Here is a 20,663-nt window from a genome sequence, read left to right as displayed (position 1 = left end):
TCGCGGTGCCCCGGCACAGCCGAATGCCGCGCCTGCACGCGACGTGAAAACATGAACTCGAACCATCAAGACCACTCCCGAGCCATCACGATGCGCGTGCGGCTTGATACGGGAGCAGCCTGGAACACGATCACGCGCGCCAGCGCCCCGCGCCATGCCGCGCGAGCCTTGCTGTCGTCGCTCGAGGATATCCCCGCCCGGTCGGCACACCCTGTCCGCCCGAGAAACGACCGCGAACGGCAGGTCTCCTGGCTCGCGGGTCCATGCCTGAGTCCGGCCGCCTTCTCGGGCATCGAAACGCCCAATGGCATATGGCCGAACGGCTCGCCGCTCACAGTTGCAGGGGCAGCCGGGGTCTTGAACCCCGTTCCCTTTTAATCCCCTCTCGGGGAACCGGTCGCGTTTGATGGGTTAAGGGGTTTGGCGCCGCCGATCAAGCCGGCGGCAGAACGAGCTGTAGCCCCAGGGACTTTACTGGTAGATCTGGGCACTGACGGGCAGCAGGTCGTCCACGCGGACCAACAACGTCAACAGGTCGGCCAGCGCTTCCGATCCCTGTCCCAGCCGACGGACACCATGCAGCGCATGGGTGGCCGCATAGGTGCTGGCGATGACACCGGTGAGATCGGGGTGGCGCGCGATCAACCCTTCGTTCCGGTTCACGCGCACGAGCAACCATGCCGCCTTATGAGCGGCGTCTACGAGCTGGATGCGCTCAGAGGCGAGAAATGCCCAGCTTCCCGTCGCCTCGATCACCGCGCTGGACAGCGATTCCAGCGCGTCGATGAGATGCCGGGGCGTGGACATGGTCGCTTCCTCAAGGGGCGCAGCAATACGCCGGTCAGCAGTCTCGTTCGTCCGCCAGCTACGCACCCGCGGCAATGGCTTGCGCGGCAGGACCGGTTCGTTCCGATTATCGCGTGCGGCGTGAATAACCATAACGAGTTTCCCTGCTGCTCAGGAACTTCCATGCCGCAGTTTGAAGGCGGTAACAGTGGCCAAGGCCACAGTCTCAATGTGATTTTTCGCACATGTGAAGGCGAGCGCCGCGAACGCTGGTGCGAAAACCCACAGACATTTTCCGCTCCCTTGATGCAGCTTCCCGCCGGGATCGCGCGGTAACCGCGCTGCGCAAAGTGGGGGATGTACGATGCACAAGATGATCAGCAGCAAGCACCTTGAGTCCGTAAGCGATCTTACGCTCACTGCGCCGATCCGGCAGGGTTTTGTCGATGCGTTCGAGAGCGTTACGTTCGAGTCGCGGCTGCGCATGGTACTGAAAGGGTTGTTCAAGCTTCGTGCGACCGCGCGCGAACATTCCGCTCGCCAGCCTTTCGTAGATACCTCCGCGCGCATCCATTCCCTGCTCGATTATCGTATCGCCATCCTGGATACAGAGCCGAAACGGTTGTTGTTGGGTGCCACCTTCGATCGCCCGCTTGAGCCCTATATGCGGCTGATCTGGAACCCGCTAGGGCCGTTGCTCGACCTGATCTTTTGTAACTGCGAAGGCTATGTCACGGCCACCGAGCATGGCTTTCCGGACTATCTCGCCTGGGTGCGCCAGAGCCAGGTCGACAGCAATTTCTTCTTCTCCGCAAACGGCAACAGCATCGACGATATGCAATATGCGCTGCATATCGAGCGGCTGGAGCGCGAGGCGCAGACCGGGGTGAACCCGGCGACCGTCACCATAGAGGATCCCGAGCTAGCCGCCAAGCGCCTGCGCGAAGACCCGGCTACCAAGCTGGAAAGCGACCGGATTGGTGTAGAGGCGCTGGTTGCGCTCTATCGGCTGACCGATGTTTATCCCCCGGACCATCGGGAGGGCGACGGCCGCTATCTGCTCTGGGCCGCGCAGCATCTGCTGAAGGGTTGGAATGTCGATGCGCTGGCGCCGGTCCACAAGCTGGCGGTGGCCGAGCAGTTGCAATGGCTGGCCCAGCCCGGCGCGCCGGACCCGGCCGCGCCCAAGCCGCAGCGTCTGACCTACCAGTCGGCGGATGTGCAGGGCGGCATCGTCCATAATTTCGGACGCAGCCATCACCCGGTGCAACACGGTGCGCTGCTGTTGATGCGGATCACCGACCCCGTCGCGGCGCGGCGGTTCGTCGGCACCCTGCCGGTGTGCAGCGAGGCCGACGCCGAAGCGGGCGTGGAAGAGGGCGGGGCGTTCCTCAACCTCGCGTTCACGCGCCACGGCATCGTCAATATCGGTGTGGCTGCAGAGGATCTGGCGCATTTCCCGCAGGAATTTCGCGAGGGTATGGAAGAGCGCGCGGGCCTGCTAGGCGATCTGCGCGAACATCATCCAAGGCGCTGGCGGCTGCCGGCGCGCAACTGGCCCAGCGGCGTGCCGACGGCGGGCGCTCCGGTGGTCGAGCTCAACGAAGTGGATATCGTGGTGCAACTGCGCACCACGCACCGTCATCGCGGCGAATATCGGGTGGGGGACACCCATCATCCGCTTCACGCTGAAATCGTCCAGGTCGCCGAGCTGGGGGCTGCGAACGGCGTGCGGCTGCTGTCGGTCGAACCGATGTCGCGCACCAGCCTGGGCACAGGTAACGAGCATTTCGGTTATGCCGACGGGATCAGCCAGCCGCACTTCGCGACCTCGGCTGCGGCGGATGCGCACGCGCTGCCCTTGGGCGATCTGTTCTGGGGCTATGGCAACAGCCGAACCGACGGCGCGCCGCCCGCGAACCCGATCCTCGACAACGGTACGTTCTTGGTGGTGCGCAAGCTGCATCAGGACGTTGGGGCGCTGCGCAAGTTCGTCGCGGACGAAGTCGCCGCCGGCAACGCCTCTTCCGAATGGGAACTGCTCGGCAAGATGATGGGCCGCTACCCCGATGGTACGCCGCTGGCTGCGCCCCACGCTGGCGCCCGTGCCAACAGCTTCGATTACGCCGATGACCCGCAAGGTGAACGCTGCCCGTTCCAGGCGCATATCCGCCGCACCAATCCCCGCCTGAAGGCACAGGATGCCAGCAACCTGCCGACCCCGCGCATCCTTCGCCGCGGCATGAGCTATGGCCCGCTCTATGACGACGATCCCGCCGCCGAACGCGGGATCATGTTCATGTGCTACAATGCCAATTTGTCCGAGCAATATGAGACGATCCAGCGTTGGATCAACGGCGGCAATTCCAGCGGCGTCGCGTCGTGGCAGAACGATCCGCTGATGGGCCTGCCACCGGCCGAAGGCAGCTCCATGTTCCGGTTCCTGGAAGACGGGCAGGTACGGCGTGTGACACCCCAGACCTTCGTGCGGCTGCAATGGGGCGCCTATCTGTTCGTGCCGTCGATGAAGGCGATCCGGCATATTGCCGAAATGCCCGGCTATGCCGATGAGGGCGCGCGGATGGCGGCGGTAGAGGCGGCAGCAGCAGATGAAGCGCGGCCCAAGGTCCAGCAATTGCTGGCTTGGGCGCAAGGCACTGCCGACGAACGCATCGCGGCCGGTCGCGCCTGGAAAATCGAGATCGAGGATTTCGCCGCCAAGGATCCAGGCGAGAAGGACGAGGCGCGCGGGCTTTGGGCAGCGATCCGTACCGACCATGGTGGCGTGGTGCGCGTGCCCTATGGCATGGCGGAGGATGGCAATCCACCCGAGGAAGTGGTGCTGGCCGCCAATCGCGAACTGGTGATGCGGGTCTATAACGATCCCGACGGCGTCTATTCGATGTGCGGCCAGATGGAACGGATGCGAGCCTCCTTCGGCGAGATATTCCTCGGCATGGACGAAAGCCCACTCTATCACGAGAAGGCCGACCGCACGAATGCGGCGATCTTTGCGATCAGCGAGGAAGAGGCGTTCGCCGTCTCGCGGGCGCTGACCGACCAGTGGCTGGGCTTTGTCCGTCAGGAAATGCACGGTGCGTTTGAGGGTGGCGTGGAAATCGACCTGCGCCGGGACTTCATCAACCGCATCCTCGCAGGCGTGTGCAATGCCTGGTTCGGCATCCCCGACGGCTTCCCTATCCCGCAGTTCAACGCGCAGGCGCTTGACCGGGTGGACCGTACCTATGTCGATGCCGCCGGCTGGGGCTGGCAACCGATCGGCAGCGCGCCGGGCGAGCGGCCCCCGCATTGTCCCGGCGATTACATGGCGCCCTCGCGCTATTGCTTTTATCCCGATCCGCACCCGCGCGTGCAGGCATATGGGCAGGCGCATGGACAGGGGCTGCGCACGGCGGTGCGTGAGCATTTCCAGGCACTGCGCCGGCTCGGCAAGGTGCCGCAGGCGCGCCTAGCCAAGGCGATGGCGGAAATGTTCCCGGACGACGACGAACTGGCGCGGACGCTGATTGGCGTGATGACCGGCTTCCTGCCACCCGCGGATGGTAGCCTGCGCTGGGCGTTTTACGACTGGCTGGAGGAAAAGACGCTGTGGCGAGTGCAGGACGCACTGCTCGCCCAGACCGACCCTTCACCCTATGCGCGCGCCAAGGCAGCCTTGTGGGAGCCGTTCGCGCGGACGATGCAGAAGCGTCCGTCGCCGGACATGCTGTGGCGTACCGCGCTGGCCGATCACGAGCTGGGCGGCGTGCCCGTGCGCAAGGGCGAGCGGGTGTTCATCAGCATCATCTCCGCGATGTCGGAAGACGCGGCGAACGGCGTGCTCGACATCGGCCCGATCTTTGGCGGGAAGCGCACTGCAGATCGCGCCGCCGATCCGTTCCCACTCCATGCGTGCCCGGCCTATAAGGCGGCGATGGGAACAATGCTGGGGATGGTAAGCGGCCTGCTCGAAGCCGGCCGGATCGAGGCATTGCCGGCGCCGCTGCTGATCAAGCTTGCCGATCCGGTGGCAGTGCCTGGGGGCCAAGCCGTACCGACGCCGTCGGATCAATATCCAGCGCCCGCAGCGCAGCCAGCGCCGCCGCCAGGCTGCCCGGCGCACGCGGGGTGACGGGAACGAGAGTGACGCGGAGCAATTGCGTCACTGCCACATCGTGCCGGGCGCCGCGTGCATGCGCGACGGCCTCGGCACGGTCGAGATAATGATCGGCCGGGCGGCGCATGCCGCCTGCCTCCGCTACCCGCGCAAGCGCGCGAAGCGCCATCGCTTCGCCAAGATGGTCGTGATGCCGCGCGCGTCGCAGCGCACCTGCGGCGTGCCGCCGCGCCCCGAAGACGTCGCCGGCGATCGCCTGTACTTCTGCCAGCCAGCCATAGCCAAGCGACAGGAACTGGTTGCGTCCATTGCCGGCCAGCCAGCCGAGCGAGTCCTTCAGGATCGGGACGGGGTCAAAGTCGCGGTCGGTGGACCAGCGGGCATAAGCGAGCATCGCGCGGCTCATCGCCAGCGAGTAGCGGATACCAATCCGCTCCGACAACTGGGCGGCGGCCTCCGCATGGGTCGTCGCGTCCTCGAAGCGATATTGCCAAAGGCAAACTGCCGCGCGCTGCGTGAGGATCGATATCTGAATTTCGCTCGGTGCTCCGCGTGCGGCAGCTGTCGCCGCATCGAAATGCGCGTGCGCTTCTTCGAAGCGTGTGAGATCCCCCAGAGCGAAAGCCTTGCACGATAAAGCATAGGCCAGCGCGGACGAGCCTCGCCCGTTACCCGAGGCGCGACGCGCGGCGATCGATTCGTCGAGCAGCGCCATACCTTCGAAATAGTCGCTTGCCGCAGTGCGTGCCTGTCCCAGAGAGGCGCGCACCTGACTGGCAAAGGCGCGATCCTGGGTCGCAAGCGCCGCAGCGAGCGCTTCTTCGGTCAGCGCAACTGCCCTGGCCAGGTCGCCCAGGCCATAATGGATGAACCCCAGCCAATAGAGCGCCCAGGCCCGGGCCGCCGCATCGCTGCGTTCCTCAGCCCGCTCTATCGCGCGGCGGAAGAGGGCAAGCTGTTCGGGCGATGGATCGAACACGCCTGCACGCCCGTATCGTTGAGCAACCCGGCTCCAGCGCATGGCATGTTCGGGTGTAGCCGGTAGCCGATCGAGCGCAGACAGCGCAGCCTGGTAATGCGCCTGCGCGCGGTCGAGCGCCGAAAGCGCAAGCGCCCGATCTCCGGCCCGTTCTGCATAATCGGCCGTCGCGAGATCATCACCGCCCTGGCCGTAGTGCTGGGCGAGTGCCTCGACCGGCTCCTCCTCGCCCTGTTCAGCCGCCGCCTCCCGGATCGTCCGCGCGATCCGCAAGTGCAGATCGCGCCGTTCGTGCAGGCCGATGGCGTTATACACCGCCTCGCGCGTGATGCCGTGCTTGAAGCGCAGCGTATCCGGTGCGTCGCCCGGAAACAGAAAGTCATGGTCTGCCAGACGTTCGAGCAACGCACTATCCGCCGCCAGCCCCGTAACCCGCGACAGAAGCGGGTGGCGGACAACCGTGCCGATGACCGACGCTGCTCGCAGCAAAGCGGCCTCGGGCGCCGGCAGCCGCGCATAGCGCGCGCCGATCAGCGTATCGATCCAGGCACTTGCCGGGCTGGGGTTTGCCTCGAACCGTCCCGCTTCGATCGAGTGGCAAAGCTCTTCGATGAACAGCGGATTGCCGCCCGATGCCTGGCGTACGGCAGTAACCAGCATCGGGTTTGCAGCTGGCGCGAGGGTCTGCACTACCTGGTCAGCTTCCGCCCGCTCCAGCGGCGCCAATTCGACTGTGTCGCCCGGAATCGGCGGGGCCGGGGTGCGCACCGTCAGCAGGATCAGCAGCGGCAAGGCGGCCTTGCTGGAAATCGCCGCGAGCATTTCGCGGCTGGCATCGTCGGCCAGATGCCAGTCGTCGATAAACAGGATAGAAGGGCGCATTTTCGCCGCTGCAAGGATGGGCTCCACAACGCCATCAATCGGGACCGGTAATAACGTGGTTGCCGCCCGCGCGATCTGCTGGAAGGGCTGCAAGGGAGGCGCGTCGATCTCGCATATTCCGCGCAGCGCGGTGTAGCCCCCACCGCCTGCCTCTCGCATGAACTCGTCGGCCAGTCGGGTCTTGCCCACTCCGGCCGGACCGGCAAGCGCCAGCACGACAGCGGCATTGCTCGCTCGCGCTCGCGCAAAAGCTTCCTCGAAGCGCAACCGCTCTGCCACACGACCGACGAACGGCGTTAGCCCACTTCGCACGCTGGCGGCATAGCGGGTATGCGCCGAGGAGCGGCCCGACACGAGCAGGGCAGGCAGCGGGGTCTTTCTACCCTTGATACTCAGCGCGCGCCGCTGGAAATCAAACCGGTGCCGCTCAGGGCCCAGTCCTGCATCGCTGACCAGAATTTCGTCCGGCCCGGCAGCGTCACACAGTCGGGCAGCAATATTGGTGGCGGCGCCGGGCAATTCAAAGCGACCGCCCAGCTCGTCGCCCTGCCGCAACAGCACCAGCCCTGAATGAACGCCCGAATGCAGCCGCAGCGATATGCCGGCGCGGCGCCAGGGCCCATCAATTTCCCGCACTGCGGCATGCAGATCGAGCGCCGTATCCACCGCGCGAACGGCGTCGTCTTCGTGCGTCCCGGTATGACCGAAGATGGCGAGCATGCCATCACCACTGATCTGAGCGACGGCACCACCGTGCTGTGTGACGATCTGTTCGTAGCATTCCCGCAGCGCGCCGATGATCTCGCCATATTCCTCCGCCTCCAGCCTGTCGGCGAGCTCCGTCGACCCGGACAAATCGGCAAAGAGAATGGCGAGATACCGCCGTGTCGCAGCGGGCTTTCCGGCGGATGCGGAAGCGGCAGTCATAGGCACTGGCTGTGCGAAGACAGCCCTGGATACACGAGTTTACACGGTTTCATGGTACCCCCGACAGCCATTCTATTGGAGATAGGTTGGCAGGGCGGCAACCGGGTTGAGCACCCAATTCGGTTCAGGACTCTAGTTTGCAGCGCAACTAACCCACGCTAATGCAGCCGTTATGGCAGTTTCTCGGGGACGTATCGAGTGAGCGGGGCAACGGTGCCGGCCGAGATAATGGCGCGCGTCTTCCCGAAGCTGTTGGCCGATCGGCTAGCCCATACAGCGACGATGATGTCTGCGCGTGCCGGCCGCATGCTCCTATCGCTCGGGGGGCCTTCCGACCATGTCTATATCGTCGCGCGCGGGCGGGTTCAGGTAACGTTGTACTCGCTGGGCGGCCGCGAAGTTATCCTCCGCGATATGGGGGAAGACGAGTTGTTCGGCGAACTGGCGGTGCTGGATGGCGCGCCGCGTTCCGCGTCTGTCGTCGCGCTGACCGACTGCCAGCTAGTAACCATCGACGCTGCCGCCTTTCGCACGGCGGTCAGCGAGATTCCCGAGGCTGCCCTTTGGCTGGCACGCCGGCTCGCCGCCCAGATTCGCGCCCTTACCGAAAGGGTCTTTGAACTCAATGCATTATCCGTACGAAGCCGCTTACACTGTGAGCTGTTGCGCATGTGCCAGGCCGAACCGGGCGCTGCCGAAGCCCGGATCGAGCCGGCGCCTACGCATGCTGAGTTCGCCGCGCGAGTGGGCACGCATCGAGAAGCGATAACCCGCGAACTCGGCTATCTGGCGCAGCAGGGCATCATCACCCTGCGGCGGCGCGCGATCACCGTCACCGATGTTCCTGCGCTCGCGCGGCTGGTGCGCGCGGCGATTGGCGAGGAAGCAGCCGGCTAACGCTCAACCGGCAAACAGCGGCAGCGGTTCTTCTGCGTCCCCGGATGAAAGGTTCGAGACCGTAACCCCTACCAGCCGGATACCGGTATGCGTCGGTAATACCAGCCTTACCAGCTCGAGTGCCAGTGCGTGCAATTGGCTGCGATCGCGGACTGGAGCGGGCATACTGCGGCTGCGCGTGACGATCCGAAAGTCGGCGAATTTTATCTTCACCGTCACGGTGCGCCCGAATATCCGGGTGCGATCGCACCATTCCCACACATCCTCGGCCATCCGCGCGACACCCGCCTCGATGGCGGTTCTGTCGAACAGATCTTCGCTGAACGTGGTTTCAGTGCCCGAGGACTTTCGCTCGCGGCTGGGATCGACCGGCCGGTCATCCTCGCCGCGTGCGATGGCGTGATACCATTCGGCCGCGCTGCCGAAATGGCGCCGCAGCATCTCGATCGGGACCGCCTTCAATTGCGCGCCGGTCTGAATGCCCAGACGCTCCATACGCGCCGCCGTTTTGGGGCCGATCCCATGGAAGCGCGACACCGGCAGCGCCTCGACCCAACTCGGCCCCATATCGGGCGTGACCGCAAACTGGCCATTGGGCTTGCGGTGATCGGAGGCGAGCTTGGCGAGGAACTTGTTGTACGAAATGCCCGCTGAAGCGGTGAGCCCGGTTTCGGCGAGAATGCGGGCGCGGATTTCCTTTGCAGTCGCCCAGGCGGTGGGAAGCCCGCGGGGATTGTCGGTAACGTCGAGATAGGCTTCGTCGAGCGACAGCGGCTGGATCAGATCGGTATAGTCGGCGAAGATCGCATGAATCTGGCGCGAAACAGCGCGATAAACATCGAAGCGAGGGCGCACGAAGATCAGCTCGGGGCAGCGACGTGCCGCCGTTACCGAAGGCATCGCCGATCGCACGCCATAGCGCCGCGCCTCATAGCTGGCCGCTGCGACCACCCCGCGCGCGGCACCATGCCCAACCGCCACGGGTTTACCGCGCAGGTCAGGGTCATCGCGCTGTTCGACCGAGGCGAAGAACGCATCCATGTCGATATGGATGATCTTTCGGATCGGTGCGTCGGACATCGCGCCATCCTATACCGTCATGCGAACAAATATGGAACTCGCGTTCGTTGCGGCTGCACTGCTTCGTAACAAAATATTGCTGGAACCTGGCGTGTGCCTAAGATGCGTTGACCCTCAGAGGCCTGAAACCTACCTCCCGGAGATGCTCGCAGGCGAAACCGTGATGACCCAGCCGACCATCATTCTGGTCGAGGACGATCCCCAGCTCCGCACGCTCACCGCGCGGGCGCTGCAGGAGCATGGCTATACTGTGCGTCCCGCTGCCTCGGCGCCGGAAATGTGGCTAGCGCTTGATCAGGGGCCGGCCGATCTAGTCCTGCTGGACGTGATGCTGCCGGGCACCAGCGGGATCGATCTTTGCCGCACGCTTCGCCAGAAGAGCGCCATCCCGATCATCTTCATTTCCGCCAAGGGCAGCGAGACCGATCGCGTCGTCGGGCTGGAGCTGGGTGCGGACGACTATCTCGCCAAGCCGTTCGGGACACGCGAACTCGTGGCGCGGGTGCGCGCGGTGCTCCGCAGGGGCGGCACCGAGCGCGATCCGGCGGAGCGCCAGCACGGCCTGATCGAATTCGATGGCTGGACCGTGAACCTGCCGCGCCGCGAGCTGTTCTCACCGACCGGGGCAGTGGTCGACCTCACGGGGGCAGAATTCGATCTGCTTGTGGCGCTGTGCGATTACGCCGGCCGGGTGATTTCGCGCGAACGGCTGATCGAGCTGTCACGCACCCGGCTGGGCGACAGTTCCGACCGCAGCATCGACGTGCTGGTCAGCCGGCTGCGGCGCAAATTGTCCGATGCAGGCAAATCGGCGCCGATCGTCACCGTGCGCGGCATCGGCTACACGCTCAACGTGCCCGCGACGCGCCGTTGAAACGGCTGTTGCATACGCCCTTCGGCCTGATAGGCCGCATATTCGCAATATTGTTGCTGACAATCCTGATCGAATTCAGCATCAGTACGCTGCTCTACGAGCGCGCGAGCCAGTTTTCGGTGCGCGACGACGAGGCACGACGCCTGGCAGAGCATCTGGTGATTTCCCGTAAGCTGCTCGCCGAGCAACCGCCAGCTACGCGCAGCGATCTGGCTGCCGAACTTACCACCTCGCGCTACGAAATCCGGTGGATGCGTGCGTTGCCGGCAGGGCTCCGCACAGCATCGGAGCTCGACCGTATCCACAACCAGGTCGTGCTATGGGAGCCGGCGCTGGTCGCCACCGACCTGCGCCTGCGCTTCACCGCCGAAGGGCGCCACGGGCTGATCGTGGGGGCGCTGACGCTGCCGGACGGAAGCTGGCTCTATTTTCGCACGCGCGAGCAGGTGCACCAGGCCGATCTCGGTTCCGCCCGCATCCTGCTGGCGCTAACCCCGGCGTTGGCGCTCATCCTGATCGGCGGGCTGCTCGTCCGCCGCATGTTGCTGCCGATGCGAAGACTGGCCGAAGCGGCAGAGCGTGTCGGCACCGGGAAGGTACAGGAAGTGGAAGAAGCCGGCCCTCGCGAGCTGCGGCGGGTCATCGCAGCCTTCAACCGGATGCAGGCGCGTATACAGCGCCTGATCGCCGATCGGACCCAGGCGCTGGCGGCAGTGGGCCACGATTTACGTACACCGCTCGCGCGATTGCGGCTGCGCGCCGACGGGATCGCGGACACGGAAGTGCATGCGGCGGTGGAAGCCGATCTGGCTGAGATGGAGGCGATGATCGGTTCGCTGCTCGCGTTTCTGGGTGGGGAGGGGGAGAAGGAAGTCCCGGCGCGTGTGGATGTGGCCGTGCTTTGTGCGACGATTGCCGACGATCAGGCGGATCATGGCCGCGACGTAACCTATGAGGGCCCTCCGCATCTGGAAATCGCCCTCCGCCCGGTACTGCTGAAGCGTGCGCTCGGTAATCTGGTGGAGAATGCCGTTCATTATGCCGGGCACGCCCATATCCGGCTGACGACGAAGGAGACGGAGATCAGCATCGCGGTCAGAGATCGCGGCCCGGGCATCCCGCCCGAAGAGCTCGACCGCGTGCTGCAACCCTTTGTCCGACTCGACAGCGCACGCTCGCGCGACACGGTGGGGTTCGGCCTGGGCCTCGCCATCGTCCAGCGCGCGATGGAGGAAGAGGGGGGACGCTTCATGCTCCGTAACCGCGACGGCGGCGGGCTTCACGCCGAATTGACAATTTCGCGCCGCTAGTTGTTGACGCAGCAACACTTTCTTACCAACGCGCCGCAACGCAGCAAATCCTGATCCCTAGCTTCGGTCGGCAAGGTCGTCCGCCCCGGACGGCACCGAAGCAGGAGCAATGCCGTGAACGAACTCATCGGACGCGTATTCGCCTTTGAGAAGCAGGTCTTCCCGAACCAGAGCGCACTTTATTCGAAGCTGGCGGCGGACGGGCAGAGCCCCAAGGCGCTGATGATCTCTTGCGCGGATTCGCGCGTGGTTCCCGAACAGATCATGCAGGCCCAGCCCGGCGATCTGTTCGTGTGCCGCAACGCCGGCAACATCGTCCCGCCCTTCGCCACGCTGAATGGTGGTGTTTCCTCGACCGTCGAATATGCTGTGGCGGCGCTGGGCGTGCGGGACATCATCGTGTGCGGTCATTCCGATTGCGGCGCTATGAAGGCGCTGATGAACCCGGCAATGCTGGACGGCATGCCGAATGTCGCCGCCTGGCTTCGCCACAGCCATGCTGCGCAATGCGTGGTCGAGCGAGGGTATCCAGACCTCGACAATGCCGACGCGGTTCGCGCGGCCAGCCTAGAGAATGTCGTCGTCCAGCTTGCCCATCTGCGCACCCATCCTTCGGTGGCCGCAGGTATCGCGCGTGGGGAAATCGCGCTGCACGGTTGGTTCGTCGACATCGGCGCTGGCGTTATGCTCGGGCTTGACGGCCAGACTGGCCGCTTCGTGCCGATCCGCGAAGATCGTCCGCTGCCGGTGGCGCTGCCGGCCGGCCAGCGCCTCGCGCTCGACGCGCCGATGCTGGAGGCGGCCGAGTGAGCAGCGCCGTGCCTCTCGAAAAGCCCAAGGGGTTCGCCCGCGATCTCACGGCGTCGATTGTCGTATTTCTGGTGGCGATGCCGCTCTGCATGGGCATTGCCGTCGCCTCTGGCGTCCCGCCCGAAAAGGGGCTCGTGACCGGCATCATCGGCGGTATCGTCGTCGGCGTCCTCGCCGGCTCGCCGTTGCAGGTTAGCGGGCCGGCGGCGGGCCTTGCCGTCATCGTCTTCGAACTGGTGCGTGAACAGGGCCTGTCGGCACTGGGGCCCATCCTGATCCTGGCCGGTCTGATCCAGGTCGTCGCCGGCGTGTTGCGCGTCGGCGGCTGGTTTCGCGCGATCTCGCCTGCGGTAGTGCATGGTATGCTCGCCGGCATCGGCGTGCTGATCGTGGTCGGGCAGTTCCATGTGCTGTTCGATGCGAAGCCGCTGTCGAGCGGACTGGCTAATCTCGCCGCCATGCCCGGTCGTCTGCTCGGCCTGTCGCCGAACCTTGCGTCGGCCGAACTCGCGCTGCTGCTGGGTGTCGTCACCATCGTCACCATGCTCGGCTGGGACAAGCTGCGCCCGACCGCGCTGCGACTGGTGCCGAGCGCGCTGGTTGGTGTGGTAGCGGCCACGCTGATCGCCTTCGCCTTTGGCCTCAACGTTACGCGCGTCGATGTTCCTTCGAACATCATGTCGGCCGTCGCACTGCCCGAAGCAGGGTTTCTGGGGCGGTGGCTGGATCCGACGGTGATTACCGCTGCGATCGCACTTGCATTCATCGCCAGCGCCGAGACGCTGCTGTCAGCCGCGGCCGTCGACCGGATGCATGACGGCGTCCGCACGGACTACAACAAGGAATTGCGGGCACAAGGTATCGGCAATCTGCTTTGCGGTGCTGCCGGCGCCTTGCCGATGACCGGGGTTATCGTTCGTAGCTCGGCCAATGTGCAGGCGGGGGCGCAGTCCCGCTGGTCCGCGGTGCTGCACGGCGTCTGGATACTCGGCTTCGTTGCGTTGCTCCCCTGGCTGTTGCGCGAGATACCCATGGCGGCGCTAGGCGCGGTCCTGGTGGTGACCGGCGCGAAACTGGTAAACCTCAAGCATGTCCGCCACCTGTTCGGTCACTATGGTCTGTTGCCTGCGGCAATCTGGGCCTTCACCTGCGTCCTGGTGGTTGCCGAGGATCTGCTGACCGGCGTGCTGGTCGGTATCGCGCTTTCGCTTCTCGAGCTGCTTCCGCACGTTCGGCGCCTTGGATTGAAAGTGGTGGAGCAGGACGTGGCCGGCGCCCGCACGATCTCCCTCGACGGCGCCGCGACCTTCGTCACGCTGCCCAAGCTGCTCGACAGGCTGGAGGCAGTGCCGCGCGATGCTGTGGTTCGGCTCGATGTCTCGCGGCTCGGTGCTCTCGACCATAGCTGCGCCGAAGTGCTGAAGGACTGGCTGCAGCGTCGTCGCGCCAGCGGCAATACGGTCGAACTGTCGGGCGCGAACGGCAAGATTGCTGCCTTGGCGGCGTGACGGCCAAGATTTGTAACAATGGGGCAATTTGCGAGAAGGGTTCCATCGTTACACGAAAGCACCGGGCCGGCGCGCTTGACCGGCGACAGCCTACCAACCCTATCGCCGCCGACGCGCCGGACGCGGACCCATCCGGCCCCCTGGTTCCCCAGACCAGCGGCGGGCGGCGTGCGCCGGCCCATTCCCCCATCCCCCGGCCGCGACGCCAAGCCGGTTCGGTTTCGCAAACCCGAGACCCAGAACGCCGCCGCCCGGTCCCCGGACGGCGGCGTTCCGCTGATATATAGACGGCGCCGGCCATGGCCGGCCCGCTTCCGCTCAGAAGGTACCGCGCAGGCCGATCAGGACCTGTCTGCCGGGCTTGTACTGGGTGAACGTTGCGTTGGGGAACTGGAAGTAAGAACGCAGCGTCGCATTGGTGAAGTTCGACACGTTGATCGTCAGCTGCGGCGCCTTCTTGACCCCAAGCAGCTTGTCGAGATCGAACGCCGAGGAAAAATCCCAGCTGGTGTAATCGGCGTTGAACAACGCAGCCGCGGGGATGCTGTTCTGCGAATTGCCGCTGCTCTGCGAGCCTTCACGCGATGTAACCGACACCCGCAGCATCACGCCGTTCCGTTCGTAATAGCCGGTGATGTTGTAGGTAAAGGGTGCCACGCCATAGGCCTGCGCCGGGCCGTCGCTGGTCTGATCGACGATCGTGGCGTTGGCATTGAAGCCGAAGCCGTGCACGCCGATTTTCTGCGTGAGGAAGTCGAGCGGCTGGACCCACTGGAATTCCAGGCCGTTGATCTTCAGCTTGTTCGGCACGTTGACCTGGCTGGTGACCAGCACCGTCGCCTGGCTCGGGCCGCCACGCGAGTTGATCGCGATCTGCTGGGTCGGGTTCAGCGTGTCATAGGTGATGCCATATTGCGCCAGCGCCGAGAAGGGCACGGTGCTGTTCGCGTTGGTGGTGAAGCCCTCGATCGACTTGCGGAAGGCATTGAAGCTGATCACGCCCTCGCGGCCAGTATAATATTCAAAGCCCAGGTCGAGGTTTGTCGACAGATAGGGCTTCAGCGCCGGATTGCCGATCGTAGCCTGGTCGGCCGAGGGGGCGCCGAAGCTCACGCCCGGCAGCTGCGCGGACGGATCCGGCCGGGTCATCGTCTTCGAGGCGGCGAGGCGCACCACTGCGTGCGGCCCCACATCATAGGCGAGGGTGGCCGCCGGCAGCCACTGAGTATAGTTGTTGCGGGTGGTGACGATGGTGACGAGGTTCGGATAGCGGCTGCCGTCGGCGATCTGCGCGCCCGACGAATTGACGTTGCGCGGATCGGCGACCGAAACGCGGCCCTGGATCGTCTGGATCGTGTTGACGTAGCGCAGACCGATGTTGAACCGCAACATGCTCCCGCCGAGCTGCTGCTCGCCGTTCAGCGTGGCGAAGGCGGATTTGACGACTTCGCGAATATAGCCGCCGCTGGCGCCGGTATTCGAGCCGCCGCTCTCCGGTGTGTTGTCGTGGAAGCTGTCATAGTTGCTCGCCTTGCGGAATGCATCCCAGTCGACCGTGACGAAACCGGCGGGGCCGGGCTTCAGATAGGTCGGGAAGGCGGCGTTGGGGATCAGCGAGCCCCCATAGGTGATCGGGCCAGATTGGCCGGCGGTATAGCCGGTGCCATAGCCGGGGTAGGTGGGGTAACCTGCGGGAGCCGTTCCCTTGACGTTCAGGCCCTCGCAGGGAGGCTGCGAATTCGGGCCGGGCACGAACACGTTGGGATTGTCGCCGCAGACGGCGTTCTGCCACGCTTGGGTGTTGTCATAGCCGCGGATCCGGCGCGAAGTATCGTCATAGGCCGCGCCGACCTGGAGGTTGAGCGCGTGGTCGCCCCAGGTCAGGTTGCCACGGATGCCCTTGTTCTTGTTGAGGCGGCGCTCGTCCTGCATGTTGACGCGGCTGCCGGTGTACCAGCCGAAATTCGCCGGGTTGTTCAGGTCGAGGCTGCTCTGGATGCTCGGGATGCCGCCATCATTGGTGTAGGTGACGGTGCCGCCCTGGCCTAGGGGCGTTGTGGCGCCCACCGTCGGGCTCTCGCGGTGGAAAGTCGAGCGGGCATAATTGGCCTGCAGGTTCAGCTTCAGCTTGTCGTTGATCGTCCATTCTGCGCCGGGATTGATGCTCCACAGCTCGGTCGTCTCGTAATAGGGACGGAATTCGTCGAAGAACTGGGTGTTGGCGAAGGTACCGCTGGTGACCGTACAGCCGTTGCTGCAGTCCGACTTGTCGAACTTCAGGTTGATCGGGATCGCTGCGCCGTTGCGGCCGATCCACGCCATGTCCTCGCGGATCAGTTCGTTGTGCTTATAGCCGTACAAGCCGTCCAGGTAGAAATGCAGCGCGTCCGACGGACGAAATTCGGCGCTCGCAATCGCGTTGATGCGGTCGCGTGGTCCGCGAATGTCCGCGGTGCGGCCAAGACGCGGGATCAGGCCGTTGTCGATCTGCTGGATCGTCGCGCCCGGATTGTTGGCGAGCAGGAAGTTCTTGTCGATCACCGTGCCGGCGACCAGGCCAGCGCCGGCATTGGCCGGCACTGTTGCCGGGATCGTCCAGTTGCCGCCGCCGGTGCTGTTGCAACCCGAGGCTGCGCCGCACTGGGCCGCGGTGAGCGCCGGGTTGGTATAGCCGATCGTCTCAAAACCGTTGGTGCGGGTGTAGAGCCGCTGTGCAGAGACACCGGCGAGGATACCGAACGTATCATTGTGCCAGCTGCCGATCAGCGAGCCGCGCGCGCCGACACGCTTTTCGGGCGTCTGGTTCGAACCCTGGATGTTGTAGGCGATGAACGAATCGGTGCGGTCGAACGGCCGGGCCGAGCGCAGGTCGACATTGCCGGCCGCGCCACCTTCCAGCAGGTTGGCAGTATAGCTCTTGTTGACCGTCAGCTTGGTGAACAGGTCAGTCGGGAAAAAGCTGAGGTCGACGGAACGGTCCGTGCCCTGCGCGTCGGTGGCGCCTGAAGACGCGACCGCGATCGGCGCACCGTTCAGCGTGACGTTGGTGAAGTTCGAGCCGAGTCCGCGGATCGCCACGTTCACGCCTTCGCCTGTGACGTCACGGGAAATCGTGATGCCGGGAATGCGGTTGAACGACTCTGCGATATTGGTGTCGGGGAATTTGCCGATGTCTTCCGCGAAGATCGAGTCGGTGAAGCCGGTCGCATCCCGCTTCGCATTGGTCGCCTTGGCAAGGCTCGAGCGGTAGCCGGTAATGATGATGTCCTGCGCCTGCTGATCGGTCGCGGGAGCGGTTTGCGGCGCTTCCGTCGCCGGAGACGGCGCCGTTTGCGCGACGGCGGGGGCGGTCAGCAGGACGGAAAGGGCGGTTGCGGCGAGTAAAGCTGCGCGAGTAGCGCCAGAAATGGGCAGATCGGTGGTCATTGGTCAGGTTCCCCTCTTGTTTTCCGCATCGTTCGGCGCGGAATTATTGCTTCTGTGAAATAGCGTGGAGGACGGTGAAGGGTCGCAAGGCACCCAAGCCGCACGCACGATGCGCGCGGGAAACACCCGGTTCGTATTCCGCTAATCCTTGCCCGGAAACGGCACAATTTGTGCACTGCGCGCATAGTAGTGGAGCCAATACATGCTCTCCCAGTTCGCACCTGCTTCAACGAACAGGGGTCGTGTTAGCGCTATCTTTCATGCTTTGGTAAGGCCGTCAATGGGCATTCGGTCAGACCAATGTGTGGCGGACACGGTGGCCACTCGCGCGCTACTTTGGGGAGGGAACAGATCTGCCGGACCAATTGTCTAAACGGCCGGCGCAAAGCCGCGGAAAAAGGGTGTTTCGAAAGTAGCGAGGGGAAGGCACCGGCCGATCCTGCGATGTGCCCGTTTCGGGCACCCTGACCGTGCAATCCTATCGAAAAAGATTACCCAAAGGAGCTTCCGCCCGGTTTGAGCAACATCCCATTCCCGCACTGGTAAGGCCGATATTGTAGTGACTAGGCGAACTGCCGGGGCACATGTCCCGCCACCTCAATTGGGACACCCCGGAGACCGGCGCCCCGGGGTGTCTGCCATTCATACCATGGCGGGTTGCGGCCGGCGCTGCGATGCCGGGCGTGGTGGCGAAGTCCATTCGCTACCGCGAGACGGCGCTGAACGGCCCGACTTTTCGATGCGAAACGACTCAGCCTGCTCGCTCAGCGAGCGCACCTCGCTCGAAAGGTTGCGTGCCGCGGCCGAGGTTTCTTCGACCATGGCCGCATTCTGCTGGGTCGACTGGTCCATCACCGTCAGCGCAGTGCTGATTTCAGTGATCGCGCCCGACTGGGCATGGCTGTCTGCCGCCATGGAGCCCAGCAGCTTGTGGACCGCGTCGACATCATCGGAAATGTTGACCAGGGCGTCGTCGACCCGCCGGACCGCTTCCACCGCGACGCCGATGTCGGTCTGGGTCATGGTAAGCTGCTCGCGGGCAACGCGCGCTTCATCCTCCGCGCGCATTGCCAGCGCCGAGACGAGGTCGGCTACGACCGCGAAGCCCCGGCCTGCATCACCCGCACGGCCTGCTTCGACGGCAGCGTTCATCGCGAGCACGCGGGTCTGGAAAGCGATCTTGTCGAGTCCTTCGATTACATTGTCGATGCCTTCGGCGCTGGTGCTGACGCGGTTCATCGCCTGCATCGCTTCGTCGGCAGTAGAGCGGCCGCCCTGTACCGTTGTCATCGCCTGATCGGCGCGCTTCACGGTCTGGGTAGAAGCCGTGGCGGTCGCCTTCAGCCTAGCGTCCATCTGCGCGATCGCCGCCGAAGTCTCTTCCAGGCTCGCCGCGTTGGATTCGGTACGGCGGGCCAGATCTTCCGAAGCCTGGGCGATTTCGGTCGATCCGTTCCGGATCGTCGCTGCGCTATCACTCACTGCGCCGATCAACTTGCGCAGGCTCCCCAGCGCGTTATTGAAATTCGCCTTCAGGCGACCATAGGCATCGGGGAACTCTGCCTCGATGTCGACGGTCAGGTCACCGTTCGACAGGCCCTCGAGGCTGGTCGAAACCGATTCCACGACGAACTCGACCTTTGCCTGCTCGTCCGCGCGACGGGCAATATTGGCCTTGATGTCCTCCTGCATCTTGCGGAGCGCCTCGGCGAGCGCGCCGACTTCATCGGCCTGGCGAATGTCGAGCGCCTGGTCCATCTGTTCGCGAGCAATGCCGTTGGCAAAATCCGCGCAGGCGCTGATCGGCCGTGCAATGCTGGCAGCGGCATAGGACATGGCGAACACTGCAGCCACGCCCACACCCAGCCCCAGCAGAAGTTGCAGGACCATGCTGGAGACTGCACGACTGCTGAGCGATCCACTGAGTTCACGCGCATTGGCCAGCACCAGATCGCGCGGGATCGAGATCACCACCGACCAGGGCGTCTTGCTGCGCCCGAGATGGATGGGATGGTACACATCGACATTCGCACGCTTCGGATCGTCGACGATCTTCGCCTCGCCGGTCTTCACAATATCCGCGACCTGCGCCCATTGTTCACCGGCGGACGCAGCGGCGTTGCCGATCGAATTAGCATCCGCGCTATTCGCGGCAATCAGGCCCGTATCGCTGACGATCAGCACCGTGCCCTTGCCGGAAAACAGCGACTGGTTGGTCTGGTTGGCGACCTTCTGGAGAAAGTCGAGATTATAGTCGGTGCCGGCCACGCCCATGAACTTGCCGTGCACCATGATGGGCACCGACATGGTAGCCAGGAACACGCGCTTCCCCTGCACCGTGTACGGCAACGGGCCGAGAATGCTCTCCTCGCCGCTGGATTTCGGGCCCAGATACCAACCGCCCTTGACCAGACCATTCGGGTGCCGCTCTGCGCTGTCATATTCTACCAGCGGCTGAATCGCGACATTGCCGTTCGCTGCGCGGGTCCAATAGGCAAGGAAACGGCCGGTCTGGTCCGACCCCACCGCGTGATTATTGACGAAACCGCCATCGGCGCCATCGATCGTGTTGGGTTCCCAGGCGGAATAGGTGCCGTTAAACGCGGGATTCTCCTCCAGCACGTGCCGCAGGATGGCATTGAACTGCGTGCGGCGCTGGCCGGGGGCAGTCGCCGCGCTGTCGTTACCGGCCAGCGTTGCGAAGGTCTGGCTCATGGTGCGGGCCGCATCAAAGGCGACCTCGAGCGACGCCTTGATCGAGCGGGCTTCTGCGGCCGCCCGGTTCTGGAGCATGTCCTTCGCCTGGGTGTTGACGATCTTGTCGACACTACCGCTGACGAAGCTGTGCGACGACCAGGCAGAAACCGCGCTCATTGCGACGATCAGTACTACGGTCGCCGCGAGACAAAAGCCGGCGAGCAGCGCGATCTTGCGCTGCAGTGATTTGATATTCTGGAGGAAACGCATCACGTCCATGGGGCACAACCCTCATCCTTGGCTACAACGCGACACGCCCAAAGCGACAGGTGTCGATGAAGCTTACTGGATTATAGAAGTGCCCCGGTTC

Annotated in this window: 10 protein-coding genes, 1 pseudogene and 1 riboswitch; of the genes and pseudogenes, 6 read left to right on the top strand and 5 right to left on the bottom strand. The window is 64.4% G+C overall.

The window, feature by feature from the left end:
* Positions 1-221: 221 nt before the first annotated feature.
* Positions 222-413, bottom strand: a riboswitch (cobalamin riboswitch).
* A 58-nt stretch (positions 414-471) separates the two neighbouring features.
* Complete coding sequence (locus ACT53M_RS01720) at positions 472-807, bottom strand: hypothetical protein (RefSeq protein ID WP_476231038.1); 336 nt, start codon at positions 805-807, stop codon at positions 472-474.
* A gap of 343 nt (positions 808-1,150) precedes the next feature.
* Here ACT53M_RS01720 and ACT53M_RS01715 point away from each other — a divergent pair.
* Positions 1,151-3,133: pseudogene (locus tag ACT53M_RS01715) on the top strand (Dyp-type peroxidase); the annotation flags it as partial.
* Between the two features lie 1,663 nt (positions 3,134-4,796).
* On the opposite strand, the gene ACT53M_RS01710 reads toward ACT53M_RS01715, so the two are convergent.
* Positions 4,797-7,691 carry an ATP-binding protein gene (locus ACT53M_RS01710; RefSeq protein ID WP_476231037.1) on the bottom strand — a complete coding sequence of 965 codons (2,895 nt, stop codon included), beginning with the start codon at positions 7,689-7,691 and terminating at the stop codon, positions 4,797-4,799.
* 198 nt (positions 7,692-7,889) lie between these two features.
* Here ACT53M_RS01710 and ACT53M_RS01705 point away from each other — a divergent pair, with 198 nt between their 5' ends.
* Entirely contained in the window at positions 7,890-8,588 is a 699-nt protein-coding gene (locus tag ACT53M_RS01705; protein ID WP_476231036.1) for a Crp/Fnr family transcriptional regulator, read from the top strand.
* Positions 8,589-8,591: 3 nt separating this feature from the next.
* Here ACT53M_RS01705 and dinB read toward each other — a convergent pair whose 3' ends face one another.
* Positions 8,592-9,668 (bottom strand): DNA polymerase IV, encoded by a 1,077-nt coding sequence (gene dinB / locus ACT53M_RS01700; protein ID WP_476231034.1) that lies wholly within the window; start codon positions 9,666-9,668, stop codon positions 8,592-8,594.
* Positions 9,669-9,831: 163 nt separating this feature from the next.
* Between dinB and ACT53M_RS01695 the strand changes: the two genes are divergently transcribed.
* The 4 genes from ACT53M_RS01695 (at position 9,832) to ACT53M_RS01680 (ending at position 14,170) form a co-directional block, all read left to right on the top strand.
* On the top strand, positions 9,832-10,542 hold the full coding sequence (locus ACT53M_RS01695; protein WP_476231033.1) for a response regulator: 711 nt from the start codon (positions 9,832-9,834) through the stop codon (positions 10,540-10,542).
* A 5-nt stretch (positions 10,543-10,547) separates the two neighbouring features.
* A complete protein-coding gene (locus ACT53M_RS01690) occupies positions 10,548-11,852 on the top strand; it encodes an ATP-binding protein (protein WP_476231568.1) in 1,305 nt (434 codons plus the stop codon).
* A gap of 114 nt (positions 11,853-11,966) precedes the next feature.
* On the top strand, positions 11,967-12,662 hold the full coding sequence (locus tag ACT53M_RS01685) for a carbonic anhydrase (RefSeq protein WP_476227798.1): 696 nt from the start codon (positions 11,967-11,969) through the stop codon (positions 12,660-12,662).
* A complete protein-coding gene (locus tag ACT53M_RS01680) occupies positions 12,659-14,170 on the top strand; it encodes a SulP family inorganic anion transporter (RefSeq protein ID WP_476231031.1) in 1,512 nt (503 codons plus the stop codon). The genes ACT53M_RS01685 and ACT53M_RS01680 overlap by 4 nt, the downstream gene beginning before the upstream one ends.
* 318 nt (positions 14,171-14,488) lie before the next feature.
* On the opposite strand, the gene ACT53M_RS01675 is transcribed toward ACT53M_RS01680, so the two are convergent.
* A complete protein-coding gene (locus ACT53M_RS01675) occupies positions 14,489-17,596 on the bottom strand; it encodes a TonB-dependent receptor (protein ID WP_476231030.1) in 3,108 nt (1,035 codons plus the stop codon).
* A gap of 642 nt (positions 17,597-18,238) precedes the next feature.
* Entirely contained in the window at positions 18,239-20,572 is a 2,334-nt protein-coding gene (locus ACT53M_RS01670; protein WP_476231028.1) for a methyl-accepting chemotaxis protein, read from the bottom strand.
* Positions 20,573-20,663 lie beyond the last annotated feature (91 nt).

This window comes from Sphingomonas sp. DMC6 (genome assembly GCF_056314225.1).
This window is presented reverse-complemented; position numbering and strand designations above follow the sequence as displayed.